The sequence below is a fragment of the Lutibacter sp. A64 genome, assembly GCF_022429565.1.
Classification (GTDB): Bacteria; Bacteroidota; Bacteroidia; order Flavobacteriales; family Flavobacteriaceae; genus Lutibacter.
On record NZ_CP092487.1, the window covers coordinates 3349786 to 3365327 of the forward strand.

The 15542-nt window shown below is 31.3% G+C and carries 14 protein-coding genes; 3 read left to right on the forward strand and 11 right to left on the reverse strand.

Annotated features, from left to right (window positions below; translation table 11 throughout):
- Position 1 precedes the first annotated feature (1 nt).
- Positions 2-1552, forward strand: a complete 1551-nt coding sequence (locus MKD41_RS13700; RefSeq protein ID WP_240242901.1) for a PL29 family lyase N-terminal domain-containing protein — start codon at positions 2-4, stop codon at positions 1550-1552.
- 122 nt (positions 1553-1674) lie between these two features.
- Here the strand turns inward: MKD41_RS13700 and scpA are convergent, their stop codons facing one another.
- From scpA to mce, 8 genes are all read right to left on the reverse strand, one after another.
- Positions 1675-3807, reverse strand: a complete 2133-nt coding sequence (scpA, locus tag MKD41_RS13705; RefSeq protein WP_240242903.1) for a methylmalonyl-CoA mutase — start codon at positions 3805-3807, stop codon at positions 1675-1677.
- A gap of 4 nt (positions 3808-3811) precedes the next feature.
- Positions 3812-5602 carry a methylmalonyl-CoA mutase family protein gene (locus MKD41_RS13710; RefSeq protein WP_240242904.1) on the reverse strand — a complete coding sequence of 597 codons (1791 nt, stop codon included), beginning with the start codon at positions 5600-5602 and terminating at the stop codon, positions 3812-3814.
- A 76-nt stretch (positions 5603-5678) separates the two neighbouring features.
- Positions 5679-6968, reverse strand: coding sequence for an acetyl-CoA hydrolase/transferase family protein (locus MKD41_RS13715; protein ID WP_240242905.1), 1290 nt, complete (start codon positions 6966-6968; stop codon positions 5679-5681).
- A 55-nt stretch (positions 6969-7023) separates the two neighbouring features.
- Positions 7024-8349, reverse strand: coding sequence for a sodium ion-translocating decarboxylase subunit beta (locus MKD41_RS13720; protein WP_240242906.1), 1326 nt, complete (start codon positions 8347-8349; stop codon positions 7024-7026).
- 61 nt (positions 8350-8410) lie between these two features.
- Entirely contained in the window at positions 8411-8833 is a 423-nt protein-coding gene (locus MKD41_RS13725; protein ID WP_240242907.1) for a biotin/lipoyl-containing protein, read from the reverse strand.
- Between the two features lie 3 nt (positions 8834-8836).
- A complete protein-coding gene (locus tag MKD41_RS13730; protein ID WP_240242908.1) occupies positions 8837-9178 on the reverse strand; it encodes an OadG family protein in 342 nt (113 codons plus the stop codon).
- Between the two features lie 17 nt (positions 9179-9195).
- Positions 9196-10755, reverse strand: coding sequence for an acyl-CoA carboxylase subunit beta (locus tag MKD41_RS13735; protein ID WP_240242909.1), 1560 nt, complete (start codon positions 10753-10755; stop codon positions 9196-9198).
- 40 nt (positions 10756-10795) lie between these two features.
- Positions 10796-11200: a methylmalonyl-CoA epimerase gene (gene mce / locus MKD41_RS13740; RefSeq protein WP_240226360.1), complete on the reverse strand. Its 405-nt coding sequence runs from the start codon at positions 11198-11200 to the stop codon at positions 10796-10798.
- A gap of 457 nt (positions 11201-11657) precedes the next feature.
- Between mce and MKD41_RS13745 the strand changes: the two genes are divergently transcribed.
- Positions 11658-12263 (forward strand): hypothetical protein, encoded by a 606-nt coding sequence (locus tag MKD41_RS13745; protein ID WP_240242910.1) that lies wholly within the window; start codon positions 11658-11660, stop codon positions 12261-12263.
- An 11-nt stretch (positions 12264-12274) separates the two neighbouring features.
- On the forward strand, positions 12275-12796 hold the full coding sequence (locus MKD41_RS13750; protein WP_240242911.1) for a nuclear transport factor 2 family protein: 522 nt from the start codon (positions 12275-12277) through the stop codon (positions 12794-12796).
- Position 12797: 1 nt separating this feature from the next.
- Here MKD41_RS13750 and MKD41_RS13755 read toward each other — a convergent pair whose 3' ends face one another.
- The 3 genes from MKD41_RS13755 to MKD41_RS13765 all read right to left on the reverse strand — a co-directional run bounded on the left by MKD41_RS13755 (position 12798) and on the right by MKD41_RS13765 (position 15471).
- Complete coding sequence (locus MKD41_RS13755; protein ID WP_240242912.1) at positions 12798-13157, reverse strand: nicotinic acid mononucleotide adenyltransferase; 360 nt, start codon at positions 13155-13157, stop codon at positions 12798-12800.
- A gap of 100 nt (positions 13158-13257) precedes the next feature.
- Positions 13258-13731 (reverse strand): regulatory protein RecX, encoded by a 474-nt coding sequence (locus tag MKD41_RS13760; RefSeq protein WP_371824270.1) that lies wholly within the window; start codon positions 13729-13731, stop codon positions 13258-13260.
- A 63-nt stretch (positions 13732-13794) separates the two neighbouring features.
- Complete coding sequence (locus MKD41_RS13765; protein ID WP_240242913.1) at positions 13795-15471, reverse strand: RluA family pseudouridine synthase; 1677 nt, start codon at positions 15469-15471, stop codon at positions 13795-13797.
- Positions 15472-15542 lie beyond the last annotated feature (71 nt).

Here is a 15542-nt window from a genome sequence, read left to right on the forward strand (position 1 = left end):
CATGAAAAAAACAGTATTTTTATTAAGTACAATCTTATTACTATCAGGTTGTTACAAAGATGATATTAACGATTTAAAAGATGACGTTAATGAACTACAAGAACAAATGATTCAATATGAAACCTTGCTTAATGCATTAAGTGAAAGATTATATGTTGAAAGTTATGAAGCACAAGACGGAAGTTATGTAATTAATATGAGCGATGGCTCTCAACTTTTAGTTCGTAATACTTCTTCTTTTATAGAAATTGGAGATAATGGTAACTGGTGGATCGACGGTGTAGACTCTGGAGAGGTTGCAAAAGGAGAGACAGGAGAAGCTCCTGAAATAAAAATAGGTGATAATGGTAATTGGTTTATAGATAATGTAGATACGGGTGCTTCTGCTTCTGGACAAGACGGAAAAGATGCTTCAGATATAATATCTATTTCTTTAGCCAATGGTATTATGAGTTTTACCTTTGCTGATGGACGTACAATTAGTATAGAAGCAAGTGTTCCAGAAATAAAACTTATTGAACCAGTAGGAGGTATTGTTGTAGATCAGATGCAATGGTTACGTATTGCTCCAGAAGTAAGCTCTTCAAGTGAAGTAACTTACCAATGGTTGATTGATGATGAAGAAATTGCTACTACTAACGATTTATTACATGTATTTGCTAAAGAAGGAACTTTTTATTTAGAGTTTATAGCTAAAAATATGGTAGGTGAAAGTTCTAAAATAATTGCAGTAACTGTTGCAGCTAAAACCTATGAAAATAAAATAACTCAAGTTTTTGATTTTTTACCTGCTCCAGGACAGTTCACAAACTCTTTACCAGCAGCTACAGCCGAAGATACAGATGAAACAATGAGAGTTTTAGCAGAAAGTAAACTAACATCTGGAAGTATGATTAGCCTTGGTGGATTTGGTGGTTATGTAGAAATGGGATTTGACCATACAATTGTTAATAAAGAAGGTAATGATTTTGTAGTGCTAGGAAATGCTTTTTCTACTTGGGCAGAGCCAGGAATTATAATGGTATCATACGATGCTAATGCAAATGGAATAGCAGATGATGAATGGTACGAAATTGCGGGTTCTGAACACAATAAGGCGACTACAATTAAAAATTATGAGATCACTTATTACAAACCAGAAGCTGAGCCTGAAAATGCAACTGAACCAAATTATATTAGATGGACAGATAACCAAGGAGAAGAGGGTTATATTGCTAAAAATGCTTTTCATCAACAATCATATTATCCAATGTGGAAAGGAGAAACTATTACTTTTAAAGGGACATACCTAAAATCTAATATTTATGATCAGTCTGGAAAAGGAACTTATTGGGTAAACCCAGCTTACGATTGGGGTTACGCAGATAATTGGAGTAATAATGATGAAAAAGGTCAAATAGATATTAGTTGGGCAGTTAATAATGAAGGTGAATTAGTAGATCTTAAAGGTATAGATTTTGTAAAAGTATACAGTGCAAACCAAGCTGCTGGTGGTTGGTTAGGAGAGGTTTCAACTGAAGTAACTGGATTTAAAGATTTAAATTTAGAATAAACAAGGAATTTGAAAATCTAATTTTGATGTTAATAAACTTGTAAAGTGTAAAATTAGAGCTACAAAAAATCCCGAACAATTTAATTTGTTCGGGATTTTTAAAATTAAAAAAAATTAAAAACTTATTCTTGTTCTAAATATTTCTCCATTATTGTAATCGCTGATTCTGAAATAACAGTACCAGGACCAAATACAGCAGCTACTTTTCTTTCGAATAAGTAATCGTAGTCTTGAGCTGGAATAACTCCACCTGCAAATACCATAATATCAGGTCTGCCTAGTTTTTCTAATTCTTCAATTAATTGAGGAATTAATGTTTTATGACCCGCAGCTAAACTGGATGCGCCAACAAAGTGAACATCGTTTTCAATAGCTTGTTTTGCAACTTCTTCAGGAGTTTGGAATAAAGATCCCATATCCACATCAAAACCTAAATCAGCGAAACTAGATGCAACTACTTTTGCACCTCTATCGTGACCGTCTTGACCCATTTTTGCAATCATAACTCTTGGTCTTCTACCTTCTATTTCTGCAAATTTATCAGCTAATTTTTGAGCTTTTGCAAACGTACTATCGTTATCTACTTCTTTACCGTACACACCACTTATTAATTTAGTATCCGCTTTATGTCTTCCAAAGTGAACTTCTAAAGCATCAGAAATTTCACCTAAAGTAGCAAAATTTTCTGCAGCTTCAACTGCTAATTCTAATAAATTACCTTTAGCACCTCCAGCACAGTCTTCTAATGCTTTTAGTTTTGCAGCAACAACTTCTGAATTACGTTCAGCTTTTAATTTATTTAAACGAGCAATTTGAGAATCTCTTACAACTGTATTGTCAACCTCTAAAATTTCTATGTTAGATTTTTCAGCTGTTTGAAATTTGTTTACCCCAACTAAAATATCTTGACCAGAATCTAAACGCGCTTGTTTACGTGCAGAAGCTTCTTCAATACGTAGTTTTGGAACTCCAGTTTCAATAGCTTTCGCCATTCCACCAAGTTCTTCAACTTCTTCAATTAATTTCCAAGCTTTTTTAGCAATCTCTTGTGTTAAGTACTCAACATAGTAAGAACCAGCCCAAGGATCAACGGATTTAGTCATTTGCGTTTCATCTTGAATAAAGATTTGCGTGTTACGTGCAATTCTTGCAGAGAAATCTGTTGGTAAAGCAATAGCTTCATCCAATGCATTTGTGTGTAAACTTTGTGTTCCACCTAAACCAGCAGCCATTGCTTCAATACAAGTTCTAGCTACGTTATTGAAAGGATCTTGCTCACTTAAACTCCATCCAGATGTTTGACTATGCGTACGCAATGCCATTGACTTTGGATTTTTTGGGTTGAATGACTTAATAATTTTTGCCCAAAGCATACGTGCAGCACGCATTTTTGCAATTTCCATAAAGTGATTCATTCCTACTGCCCAGAAGAATGATAAACGTGGCGCAAATTCATCAATTTTTAAACCAGATTTTAATCCAGTTCTAATGTATTCCATACCATCTGCTAAAGTATAAGCCAATTCAATATCTGCAGTTGCTCCAGCTTCTTGCATATGGTAACCACTAATTGAAATTGAGTTAAACTTTGGCATATTTTGCGTTGTATAATCAAAAATATCTCCAATAATTCTCATTGAAGGAGCAGGTGGGTAAATGTATGTATTACGCACCATAAATTCTTTTAAAATATCATTCTGAATTGTTCCAGAAAGTTTGTCTAAAGAAACACCTTGTTTTCTTGCAGCAGCAATATAAAAGGCCATAATTGGTAATACAGCACCATTCATTGTCATAGAAACAGACATTTTATCTAATGGAATTTGATCGAACAAAATTTCCATATCTAAAATAGAATCTATAGCAACCCCAGCTTTACCAACATCACCAGTTACACGTGGGTGATCTGAATCGTATCCACGGTGCGTAGCTAAATCAAAAGCAACTGAAAGTCCTTTTTGACCTGCAGCTAAATTTCTTCTGTAAAAAGCATTGGATTCTTCTGCAGTTGAGAAACCTGCGTATTGACGAACCGTCCAAGGACGCATAGCATACATTGCACTATAAGGTCCTCTTAAAAATGGAGGTACACCAGCAGCATAACCTAAATGTTCGGCTTCTGAAATATCTTCTTTTGAAAATTGTTTTTTTACAGGGATTCCTTCAGGAGTATTCCAAACGTCTTGATTCTCTGAAGTTGCAGCTGTTTGTTTTACAGCTGAATTTAATTTAATATCTGAAAAATCTGGTTTCATATCCTTAGGCTTTTAATGTTTTTTGAACTTTTTCCTGAATCGCTGAAAGTGTTACAAGAACATCAGTTCTCATATTAACAACACCATCTAAACCAAATTCAGTTAATTCATCCATGTTTTTTGGAGCACCAGCTAATAACAATACTTTGTTTTTAGCAATAGCTCTAAATGCTTTTATAAATGCAACAGCACTTTCATCGTAATCTTGATCTGAACTACAGATTACCACTACGTGAGCGTCTGATTTTGCACTTTCTGTAGCAGCTTCTTCAGCGCTATTAAAACTTTCTTCTTGGTGAACGTCAAAACCACTAACACCAATAAAGTCGTAAGCAAAAGCAGCTCTAGCTTTACGCATATTTAAGTTACCGTAACTTGCTAACTGCACAATTGGACGTACATTGGTATCTGTAACTAATTGTTCTGTAACTCTTCGCATTGCTTCAATTTCTAATGAAGCTCTTCTTGGAGTTAATACTTTAGAATTTTCGGTTGGACCAGTAGAAAGTAAGTCTATAGCAACTTTTTCCATTAAGTTAGGGTATTTATTAATCCCTACCATTGGAGTTCTACGTTGGCTAATTAATTTTAATTTTTTAAGACGAATTTCAGCAACTTGTTGTTGAATTGTTTCATTTTCAAAAGCTGTGTAAAAACCACCATCGGCTTCAATAGATTTAAATAATTCTAAAGCTTTTTCAGCTATTTTTGAAGAAACTTCTTCAATATAATAGGAACCATCAACTGGGTTTGAAACTTTTCCGAAGTAAGATTCTTCTTTTAAAATAGTAGTTATATTACCAGCTATTCTACTTGAAAATTCAGAAGGTGCTTTAAATTCTTTATCGTAAGGATCAATTAAAATACCATCTACATTTCCTAAAATTGCAGACATAGCTTCAGTTGTACAACGCAATAAGTTAGTTTCAGCATCTGTTACAGATTTACTCCAAATTGAAGTTTTAGCTGTAATGGTGTTTGTAAGTTCAGAAACTCCGTATTTGGTAGCAACTTCAGCTAATAAACTGTTAAATGCTCTAAATTTACCAATTTCAATAAAGTACTCTAAACCAATAGCTAGTTTAAAGTTTAAATTGTTAAATATAGTTTGAGCTTCAACACCTTTTTCTGAAAGTTTTTCAATTAAGAAAACTAAAGAATTTAATGTGTAAGCAATTTCTTGAACTTGGTTTGCACCTGAATCTAAATATTCAGTTCCAGAAACTGTGATAGCTTTAAAGTTAGGAAAATCAGCAGTTAATTTTACAAGTTCTGCAATTACTTCAATTTGAGAAGCATTAAAAGAACCAGTAGTTACATAATTTGAAATAACTCCTGTATTAATATAACCTTTTAAATTGCTGTCTTTTGCAAAAGCAACTAAATCAGTTGTAAAAGCAATAGCATCATCTGTTATTTCAAAAGAAACAGTTGTTGCATTTAAATCTATTCCATTAAGAAGGTTTGCTATAGATACATTTTCTTTTAATTGAAAAATAATTCCATTCATTCCTTCCTCAACAGCTTTTATAGCTAATTTATTTCCATTTTCAGCTGTTGTAACTGTAATGCTACGATAGTTGACTAAAGATTGAGAGTTTTCTCCAGTATTTTGAAGCTGCTCAATTTTATTTTCTATGCTGTAACAAGGTTGAATATTGATACCAGTAAGGTTTTTCCAAACCAGTTTTTTATCAAAATCAGCTCCTTTTAAATCTGCGGTCACTCTTTCCATCCACTGTTCTGTTGAAACAGGAGGGAATTCAGAAAAAAGTGCTTTATTTTTATCGCTCATTATGTTTGAATTTAATATGAATTTAAAATTTAGAGTCTTTAAAATTAAAAAAATAAAGACTCTAATTTTAATAAATTTATTTAATCATTAAACTACTTCCAAAACGTTCGAAAATAGCTTTGTCTAATTCTTCTCTATGATCTGGGTGTGCGATGTCTCTAAGCGCATGAGCACGTTGTTTTAGGTTTTTACCAAACAGCTCTGCAACACCATATTCAGTTGCTATATAGCGTGCATGGGCACGAGTTGTTACTACACCAGCACCTACTTTTAAAGTTGGTGTAATCTTAGAAACACCTTTTAAAGTTGTAGATGTAATGGCACAAATTGGTTTTCCGCCTGGTGATAATGCTGCACCACGCATAAAGTCCATTTGACCACCTACACCAGAAAACATTCTTGTACCAATTGAATCTGCACAAATTTGTCCAGTTAAATCTACTTCAATAGCAGAGTTTATAGCTGTTGCTTTTGGGTTTTGACGAATAATTGACGTATCGTTTACATAAGCAATATCATTCATTTCAATTTCTGGATTGTCATCCATAAAATCGTATAAACGGCGTGTACCCATTGCAAACCCTGAAACTATTTTATAAGGATTTGTTTTCTTTTTAGATCCATTTACAATTCCTTTTTCAACTAAATCTACAATACCTTCAGAAAACATTTCTGTATGTACACCTAAGTTTTTATGGTTGTGTAAAAATGTTAATACAGCATTAGGAATACCTCCAATTCCCATTTGAAGTGTTGCTCCATCTTCAATAATTTCTGCTACATTTTTACCGATTGCTTTTTCTATATCAGAAGGGGCTACAAATTTCATTTCATAGATTTCTTCTTCAATTTCAACACATGCATCAAATCTGTTAATATGAACTTGCGCATCTCCGAAAGTACGAGGCATTAGTGGATTTATTTGTGCAATTATTTTTTTACCTCGTTCAATACCTGAGTGTACAATATCTACAGAAACTCCTAAAGAGCAAAATCCGTGTTTATCTGGAGGTGATACATTTATTAAAACAACATCTAAGTCCATATAACCTTCTCTAAATAAAGTTGGAATATCGCTTAAGAACATTGGAATGTAATCGGCAGTGTCTCCTATACTTTTTCTAATATTTCCTCCAATAAAGAAGGCGTTTGTATGGAAACTTTCTCTTAATTCTGGAGCTACATATCCACATTCACCTTCGGTATGTAGGTGGCAAATTTCTACACCTTTTAATTCAGGTGCTCTAGCTACCATTGCTTTAATTAAAGCTTGTGGTGTAGCAGATCCTCCTTGAATTAAAACTCTATCTCCTGATTTTATTAATTTAACAGCATTTTCGGCTGTCATTTTATTTGGTATATTCATTTTATAACGTTTATTATAAGTTGTTTCATCAACTTTTTTAATATTATTTATTTCACTATCCTAAGAAACTTAATATAATACCTGCTGCAATTGCAGAACCAATTACACCTGAAACATTAGGAGCCATTGCATGCATTAATAAGTAGTTACTTGGGTCAGATTTTAATCCTTCGTGGTGAACAACACGCGCACTATCTGGAACAGCAGAGACACCTGCAGCACCAATTAATGGGTTTATTTTATTATCTCCTTTAAGGAATAAATTCATAAACTTAGCGAATAATAATCCTCCACAAGTAGCAATAACAAATGAGATTGCTCCTAATCCAAAGATTAACATGGAATCTTCAGTAATAAAGATATCTGCTTGTGTAGAAGCACCTACTGTTACACCTAAAAGAATGGTTACAATATCAATTAATTTTGTTCTTGCAGTGTCAGCTAAACGTTCAGTTCTTCCAGATTCTTTTAATAAATTTCCAAAGAATAACATACCTAATAGTGGTAATGCACTAGGAGAGATGAATAATGTTAAAATTAAACCAACCACAGGGAAAATCATTTTTTCTTTTTGAGTTACAGCTCTTGGTGGTTTCATTTTAATTTTTCTATCCTTTTTTGAAATTAATAAACGCATTAAAGGAGGTTGAATTACCGGTACTAATGCCATATATGAATAGGCAGCAATTGCAATTGGCCCAATTAAGTTTTTAACCGTTGTACCATCTGCGAGTATATTTATACCGTTTGCTAATTTAGATGAAAGGAAAATAGCAGTTGGTCCATCAGCACCACCAATAATTCCAATAGCTCCAGCTTCAGGAAGACTAAAACCAAGGTAAAGTGCTCCCATAAATGTAGCAAATACACCAATTTGTGCTGCTGCACCTAAAAGCATTAGTTTAGGGTTTGCAATTAGTGATGAGAAATCTGTCATTGCTCCAATACCTAAGAAAATTAGAGGAGGATATACTCCTTTTACTACTCCAAAATATAAGTAGTTTAAAACAGAACCTGTTTCGTAAATTCCAGTTTGGTTACCTGCAACAAAGGGAATATTTCCCAGAATTACACCTGTTCCAATAGGTATTAAAAGCAGTGGCTCATAATCGTATTTTATTCCTAAAAATATAAATACAATCCCTATAATAATCATAATTACATGACCAGATGTTGCGTTTGCAAAACCGGTATAGTTATAAAATTGTTTTATTCCATTAAGAGCCCCAATCTTTGAGTCTGAATTTGCTGTGCTTTCAACTTGTTCAGTTTTAACAGCATCTTCTAAATTAGTTGCGTTTGTATTTGTACCTAACCCAAGTGCTGGTCTTATAAAGATCAACAGTGATAAAGCACAAAATATTATTATTACTTTCTTCATTTTTTTTCTTTTAGGGAATTATTTGAATTATTTAATTTAAAAACAGATAATTCAGAAATTTTTATTCTAGTTCAATCATTGCTTGGTCTTGAAGTACTTGTTGTCCAACCGTTACGTTAACGGCAGTAACAGTACCTGCTTTTTCACAAACAATATTGTTTTCCATTTTCATTGCTTCTAATACTAACATTCTGTCACCCACTTTAAGCGTATCACCTACTTTTACATCAAGAGATAACACAACTCCTGGAATTGGAGCAACAACTTTAGTTGTTTGAGATGCTGTTGGATTAACTTTTAAAGGTTCAGCAGGTCTTTTAGAAGCAGAGCGTACAAGTGTAGGAGTTTTAGTTTTTTTAATTTCCTTACTCATTTTTACAGCATAATTAGTACCGTTTACTTCTAAGTTAATAATATTATCTTCGTGTGACTTTACGTTTACTGTATAGCCATTTTCGTTTACTTTAAATTTATAAGTTTTCATGTTTTATAATCTGTTTTGCATTCCGTAAATTTTGGAACTCCAAGGTGAATATGTTTTTTTAACTTGCTTGATTGTTAAAATTGCGCTTTCGTGGTCGTGCTGTTCGCTTAAATACATATGTATAGATGCTCCAATAGCAGCAGCAATTTCTCCGGTAAAATCGTGATCGGCTTCTACTGGAATTTCACTTATTTTTTTATCTTTTCCTTTGGTAATTATTTTATAGATATAAAGTAATAATGGTAGTCCAAATTTAAAGAACATAGCTAGTATTACTAAAGCACTAAAAACAATTAACAATCCTGTTATCAATATAACGTATCCTTCGCTAATTTGATCTGACATTAAAGGTATAAACATAGTTATAGTGGTATATTTGAGTGTTTTTTTGGAGGGTTTACCTCTTTTTTATTTCTAAGTAATTCTAAGGCTCTAATAATTCTGAAACGCGTATTTCTAGGTTCTATTACATCATCAATAAATCCGTATTTTGCAGCTTCGTAAGGGTTTGCAAATTTCTTAGTGTATTCTTCTTCTTTTTTATCGATATACTCTTGTTTTTCTGCGGCGTTTTCTATTTTTCTAATATTAGAACCTTCTAAAACTTCTACGGCTCCTTTAGCTCCCATTACAGCAATTTCTGCAGTTGGCCAAGCATAATTTAAATCACCACGCAATTGTTTACAGCTCATTACATCGTGTGCTCCACCGTAAGATTTACGTAAGGTAATAGTTACTTTTGGTACTGTCGCTTCACCATAAGCAAATAATAATTTAGCTCCGTGTAAAATAATACCGCCATATTCTTGACCTGTTCCAGGTAAGAAACCTGGTACATCAACTAGTGTTACTAATGGAATGTTAAATGCATCACAGAAACGTACAAATCTAGCAGCTTTTCTAGAAGCTTCAATATCTAATACACCTGCATAATATTTTGGTTGGTTGGCAACAATACCTACTGGTTGTCCATTAAATCTTGCAAAACCTACACAAATATTGCGTGCATAACTTCTGTGTACTTCTGTAAATTCACCATTATCTGCAAGAATTGAAATTACATCAACAATATCATAAGGTTGATTTGGGTTTTCTGGAATAATTTCGTTTAAGGCATCTTCTAACCTGTCAATAGGATCTTCACAATTAATAATTGGAGCCTCTTCTAAATTGTTAGAAGGTAAATAGCTTAATATTTTACGAACCAATAATAAATTTTCTTCGTCGTTTTCAGCTAAGAAGTGTGATACACCAGATTTTGTTGAGTGTATTTTTGCACCACCTAATTGCTCTGTAGTTACAACTTCACCAGTTACTGTTTGTACTACTTTAGGACCAGTAACAAACATATAACTTGTTTCTTCGGTCATAATAGTAAAGTCTGTTAATGCAGGAGAATATACTGCACCACCAGCACAAGGACCTAAAATTGAAGAAATTTGAGGAATTACACCAGAAGCCATAATATTACGTTGGAAAATTTCTGCATAACCAGCTAAAGATCTAACACCTTCTTGAATACGTGCTCCACCAGAATCGTTTAATCCAATAACTGGAACTCCAATTTTCATAGCCATATCCATTACTTTACATATTTTTAATGCATAAGTTTCGGATAAAGAACCACCAAATACAGTAAAATCTTGTGCGAAAACATAGACAACTCTACCATCAATTGTTCCATGACCTGTAACAACACCATCAGAAAGATAGACTTGTTTATCCAATCCAAAAGATTTTGTTCTATGTGTTACAAACATATCAAATTCTTCAAAACTATCATCGTCTAAAAGTATGTCTATACGTTCACGTGCTGTTAATTTTCCTTTCGCGTGTTGTGATTCGATACGCTTTTCACCACCACCTAATTTTGCTTTAGCTCTTTTTTCAATGAGCTCGTTAATTTTATCTTGATTTGCCATTTTTATATGCTTATCTATTAAATTTATTTAAAATAGTATATTATTCTTTAGAACAAAGTTCGGTAAGTACACCTTGTGTAGATTTAGGGTGTAAAAATCCAATATTTAAACTTTCAGCACCTTTTCTAGAAACTTTATCTATAAGTCTTACACCGCGTTCTTCTGCAGTTTTTAGTGCTTCAGTTGCATTTGGTACAGCAAAAGCAATATGGTGTATTCCTTGCCCTCTTTTTTCTATAAATTTACCTATTGGACCATCTGGAGATGTGCTTTCTAATAATTCAATTTTAGTATCTCCAACTAAAAAAAAGGCTGTTTTCACTTTTTGATCAACAACCTCTTCAATACTATAACATTTAAGTCCTAAAACCTTTTCGTAGTATTCGATTGATTCTTCTAGATTATTTACTGCTATACCTAAATGTTCGATATGTGAAATATTCATAATTATTTAATGTTTTGTTTAATTTGTAAATTAATACTACAAATTTAGATGAACCTTAAATTTAAAGATATGATAGATGTCATATAATGGGTTATATCTACTAAAACGTTTTAGTAAAAAAGGAGCTAATTTTCAATAGGTTAAGAACGGGAAAAATTGTTTTTACAAACTAATTGTATGTTTTTTTAAAAAATGCAAGAAAAAAGAGGAAAAAATTTAACCTTATATTTTAGAGTTATTTTTTTAGATTTTTAATATTTTAAATTCATTTTGTTTAACGGAAACCCTATTTTTTTAACGCTGTCTAAAGTTGTTTTTTTAATTTGTTAAAATAACTTTTAAGGAATCTCATTGTTGATAATGAAATGTTATTAAATTATTATAGTTTTATCAAAACAATATTTTTTGGATATAACAGTTATTTTATTACTATTTTTGACAATAATTTAGTTTTGTAATGAGGTATTTATATAGTTTTTTAATAATAATTTTATTTTTTAATTTTTCTTGTATTAAAACAAAAAAAGTTGAAGAGGTGGCATCTGAAGCAGGTACTTTGGTAGTAGATACTACAGATAGAATTATAAATAATACCAGTGAAACTCTTATTCCAGAAGCAAAGCAAACCATAAAAGATTGGAAAGAATATCAGAAATTAGATCAATTTATGTTGAAATATTACAATGTTACTAATTTTGAAGCATTAAATAATGCAAAAGAATTGTCAGAATTAGTTCAACAGTTAAAAGATTCTATTCGCATAGATAAGTTAAAAACCCCAAATGTTGTTGCTAGATTTAATGTATTGCATAATGAAACTTTAAGGTTGGCAGATATGGCTACAATTTCTTCAATTACTAAAGAAGAAGTTAAAGAAGAAGTAAAAAAAATAATTGATTTATTTTCTGCAGTAAATTCTAAAATAAATACTATTTATACAGCTGAAACCTTACAAGAAAAATTAGAAATTGATACCGAAGAGCCTCTAGATAACTTTAATGCTGTTAAAAATAAGATTGAAGCAAATAGAAAAAAACCAATTAATAAAATTACACGCCAATAACACTCTTATAGATGAAATATAATACAATTTTGATTTTAATAGTAGTATTAATTTCATGTACAAAAAAAGAACAAAAAGAAGCACCTGTAGTTGATTTAAACACAGAAGAGGAGGTTATACAGTTGGTGCTTAATAATTGGCATAAAGATGCTTCTGAAGCTAATTTTGAAGCTTATTTTAAAGCAATGTCCAGTACAAGTGTTTTTATAGGAACAGATGCTTATGAAAATTGGAAGTTTAAAGCTTTTAAAAGTTTTAGTAAACCATATTTTGATAAAGGAAATGCATGGGATTTTACAAGCATAAGTAGAACTATTTATGTAGATGAAAAAGGTGAGATTGCCTGGTTTGATGAGCTTTTAGATACTTGGATGGGCGTTTGTAGGGGTTCTGGAGTATTAAAAAAGAGCAATAATTCTTGGAAAATAGAGCAATACGTACTTTCTTTAACAATACCAAACGATAATATTGAAGCTGTTATAAACTTAAACAGCAAACATGATTCTATTTTTTTAAAGAAGTTTAATAACTAATTTAATAACTGTCTTTCAGTTTATCTTGAATTTCTGATTCTTCAATTTTTACTATTTTATTGTTATTGTACACCACTTTTGTAATTTTATCTTTGTTCCAATATGTCCATACGCCAACTTTTAAACCATAATGGTAAGTGGCAAAACATTTAGGTGTTCCATCTTCATTATAGCTTTCCCAAGAGGAGTGTAGCTTGCCTTCTTTGGTATAATACCCATGTTGCATTATAGTGCCACTTTTATAAAATATGGTAATTTCTTGTAAATCACCTTCTGTTTTAATTTCAGGTAATTTAGTTTCTTGAGCATAAGAAGTTGTACATAAAAATACAAGAGTCAATAGCAATATTAATTTTTTCATAATTGTATTTTTATAAGTTGATTCTCAAATTTACAAAAATGAAACCTTAAATAAAATGATTAAAATCAGTATTTTATAGTTGATTTCAAATAAATACAAACTATTGGATTAACATTTTTACAGTTTTAAAAACCAATTCAGATTCAAAACCTTTTGAAATTAAAAATGAAGCTAATTTTGAGCTTTTTTTATATGAATTAGTTTCTTTTATAAGCGGTAATTTTTTTTCAGCAATAGATTGAAGTGTTGTTAGGTAAAGGTTTTCATCTATTTCTTTTAAACCAGATTTTATGTTATAATCGGAAATTCCTTTAAATTTTAACTGATTTATAATTTTAATTCTTCCCCATTTTTTTATTGAAAATTTGCCTCTAACAAAAGATTTAGCATAGCGTTCTTCATTTAAATAATTGTGTTGCAATAAATGTAAAATTATATGGTCTTTTGCTTCAGAAATCATATTTAAATCGTACAATTTTTGTTCAACTTCTTTATGGCAACGTTCTTGGTAAGCACAATAGTTTTCTAAAACTTTTGTAGCCTCATCAACGGTATATGATTTTTTTTTATTCACAATTAAGTACTCTTCTAAATATTTTTTAAAAATACTATTTTCTTATATAAAAAGATAATGCTTTTAAAAATCGGCTTTTTTATAAAATTTAAGCTGTTGTTTTGTTGTTGGGTGTACAAACTCTAGCGTGTCGGCATGTAAATATAAGCGATCTGCTTTTTTACCATACAAATCGTCACCTATAATAGGAATATTTAATCCTAGTTTATGCGCAGCATGTACTCGTAGTTGATGTGTTCTTCCTGAAATTGGATAAAAGTGTATTTTTGTTTTTCCGTTTTTCCGTTCAATTACTTCCCAATTTGTTTCAGCGGGTTTTCCATGTTCAAAACAAACTAATTGTCGTGGTCTATCGTCTAAATCTACACGAAGTGGTAAGTTTATTTTTCCTTTATCTTCAGTTACAATTCCATCTAATAAAGCAGTATACCTTTTTTGTACGGTTTTATTAATAAACTGACTTTGCAGGTTTTTATGTGCTTTTTTATTCTTTGCTAACACTAATAAACCAGAAGTAGACATGTCTAATCTATGCACTATAATTGGACCCGAAATGTTACTAATTTGTTGCTTAATTCTTGTATAAACTGAATCTTGAATATGAATTCCAGGAACGGACAAAAACTCAGCTGGTTTGTAAATAACAATTAATTGTTCGTCTTCAAAAATAGTTTCTAGTTCTTTACCAATTGCCGGATTTTGTAATAAGGGATCCGTGTCTAATTCCATTCCAGCTAACATATGTGTTAAAATAGGTTTGCATTTTCTTTGACAAGCAGGATAGAATTGTTTGTGTTTTCGTATTTCTTTATTGGGCGACTGACCCCACCAAAACTCAGCCATTGCAATTGGTTTTAAATTGTGTAAAAAAGCATATTGCATTAATTTTGGAGCTGCACATTCTCCGGAGCCAGCAGGTGGATTTTGTTCTGCAGTTTCTGCAAATAATTGCGATAAATTTTTGACTTCTTTTTTTGAATTTAAAAACTGATATTGTTCAAATAAATAGTTTTGTAATGCAGCAGATTTATTTTTTCGTTGCGCTTTTAAATCTGTTATTTTAGTTGTAAAAACATTTAATTTTTCTTTGTGAGCATTTAAAGTATGTTCCCAATAACGATTTACATTATTAAAAAAATATTTGGCTTCTAAACTCTCTTTACTTAGTGTTTTTGAAAATGCAGTATAAGCTTCTGTTGATAATTCAGGTTTAGCTTTTTCTCGTCTGAAATTACGATCTTTTTTAGCAGTTTTTAAAGCTTCTTTTTTTTCTTGAATATCAATAGTCGCTTTTTTCTTTTTCTGATTAAATTGATTTAAAAGCAATCGATATTCGGTATTGTTTTCTAAATGTTCTATCGCTAAGTTTATATCGTTTAAAACAGCTTCTTCTTTTAAGAAATACGAATCTTTTGAAAGCATATCATAAACTGGAGGTACAAATAATTTATGCTGATTTTTATCTGCTAATTTTCCTGAAACCGCTGTAATATATCCAATTTCGTTTTGTTCATTTTTAACTATTAATACACCAAACATTTTACCAATTACCAATCCTTTTTTAGAAGGATCTATTCCAAAATTATGTTCAAAATCGGTTTGTGTTTCTAAATAATACTGAACTTCTTGTGCTGCAATTTTGCATAAAGGATGTGGTTCATAATAAAAAGGAAACGTAAACTTGTTAGGAAGTTTAATGTGGTTGATAGGAGTAGAGAAGTGTTGAAAATACGTGTGCACAATTAGTATAATTTAGTTTTTGCAAATATACTTTTTTACATTTCAATTAAACTGTTTTGTGTGTTTTTGAA

Coding starts and splice junctions, on each gene's coding strand:
- MKD41_RS13755 (WP_240242912.1), bottom strand. CDS start 13,157: ATGAAAAAATTAATATTGCTATTGACTCTTGTATTTTTATGTACAACT.
- MKD41_RS13745 (WP_240242910.1), top strand. CDS start 11,658: ATGAGGTATTTATATAGTTTTTTAATAATAATTTTATTTTTTAATTTT.
- MKD41_RS13735 (WP_240242909.1), bottom strand. CDS start 10,755: ATGGCAAATCAAGATAAAATTAACGAGCTCATTGAAAAAAGAGCTAAA.
- MKD41_RS13710 (WP_240242904.1), bottom strand. CDS start 5,602: ATGAGCGATAAAAATAAAGCACTTTTTTCTGAATTCCCTCCTGTTTCA.
- MKD41_RS13725 (WP_240242907.1), bottom strand. CDS start 8,833: ATGAAAACTTATAAATTTAAAGTAAACGAAAATGGCTATACAGTAAAC.
- MKD41_RS13720 (WP_240242906.1), bottom strand. CDS start 8,349: ATGAAGAAAGTAATAATAATATTTTGTGCTTTATCACTGTTGATCTTT.
- MKD41_RS13750 (WP_240242911.1), top strand. CDS start 12,275: ATGAAATATAATACAATTTTGATTTTAATAGTAGTATTAATTTCATGT.
- scpA (WP_240242903.1), bottom strand. CDS start 3,807: ATGAAACCAGATTTTTCAGATATTAAATTAAATTCAGCTGTAAAACAA.
- MKD41_RS13700 (WP_240242901.1), top strand. CDS start 2: ATGAAAAAAACAGTATTTTTATTAAGTACAATCTTATTACTATCAGGT.
- mce (WP_240226360.1), bottom strand. CDS start 11,200: ATGAATATTTCACATATCGAACATTTAGGTATAGCAGTAAATAATCTA.
- MKD41_RS13715 (WP_240242905.1), bottom strand. CDS start 6,968: ATGAATATACCAAATAAAATGACAGCCGAAAATGCTGTTAAATTAATA.
- MKD41_RS13730 (WP_240242908.1), bottom strand. CDS start 9,178: ATGTCAGATCAAATTAGCGAAGGATACGTTATATTGATAACAGGATTG.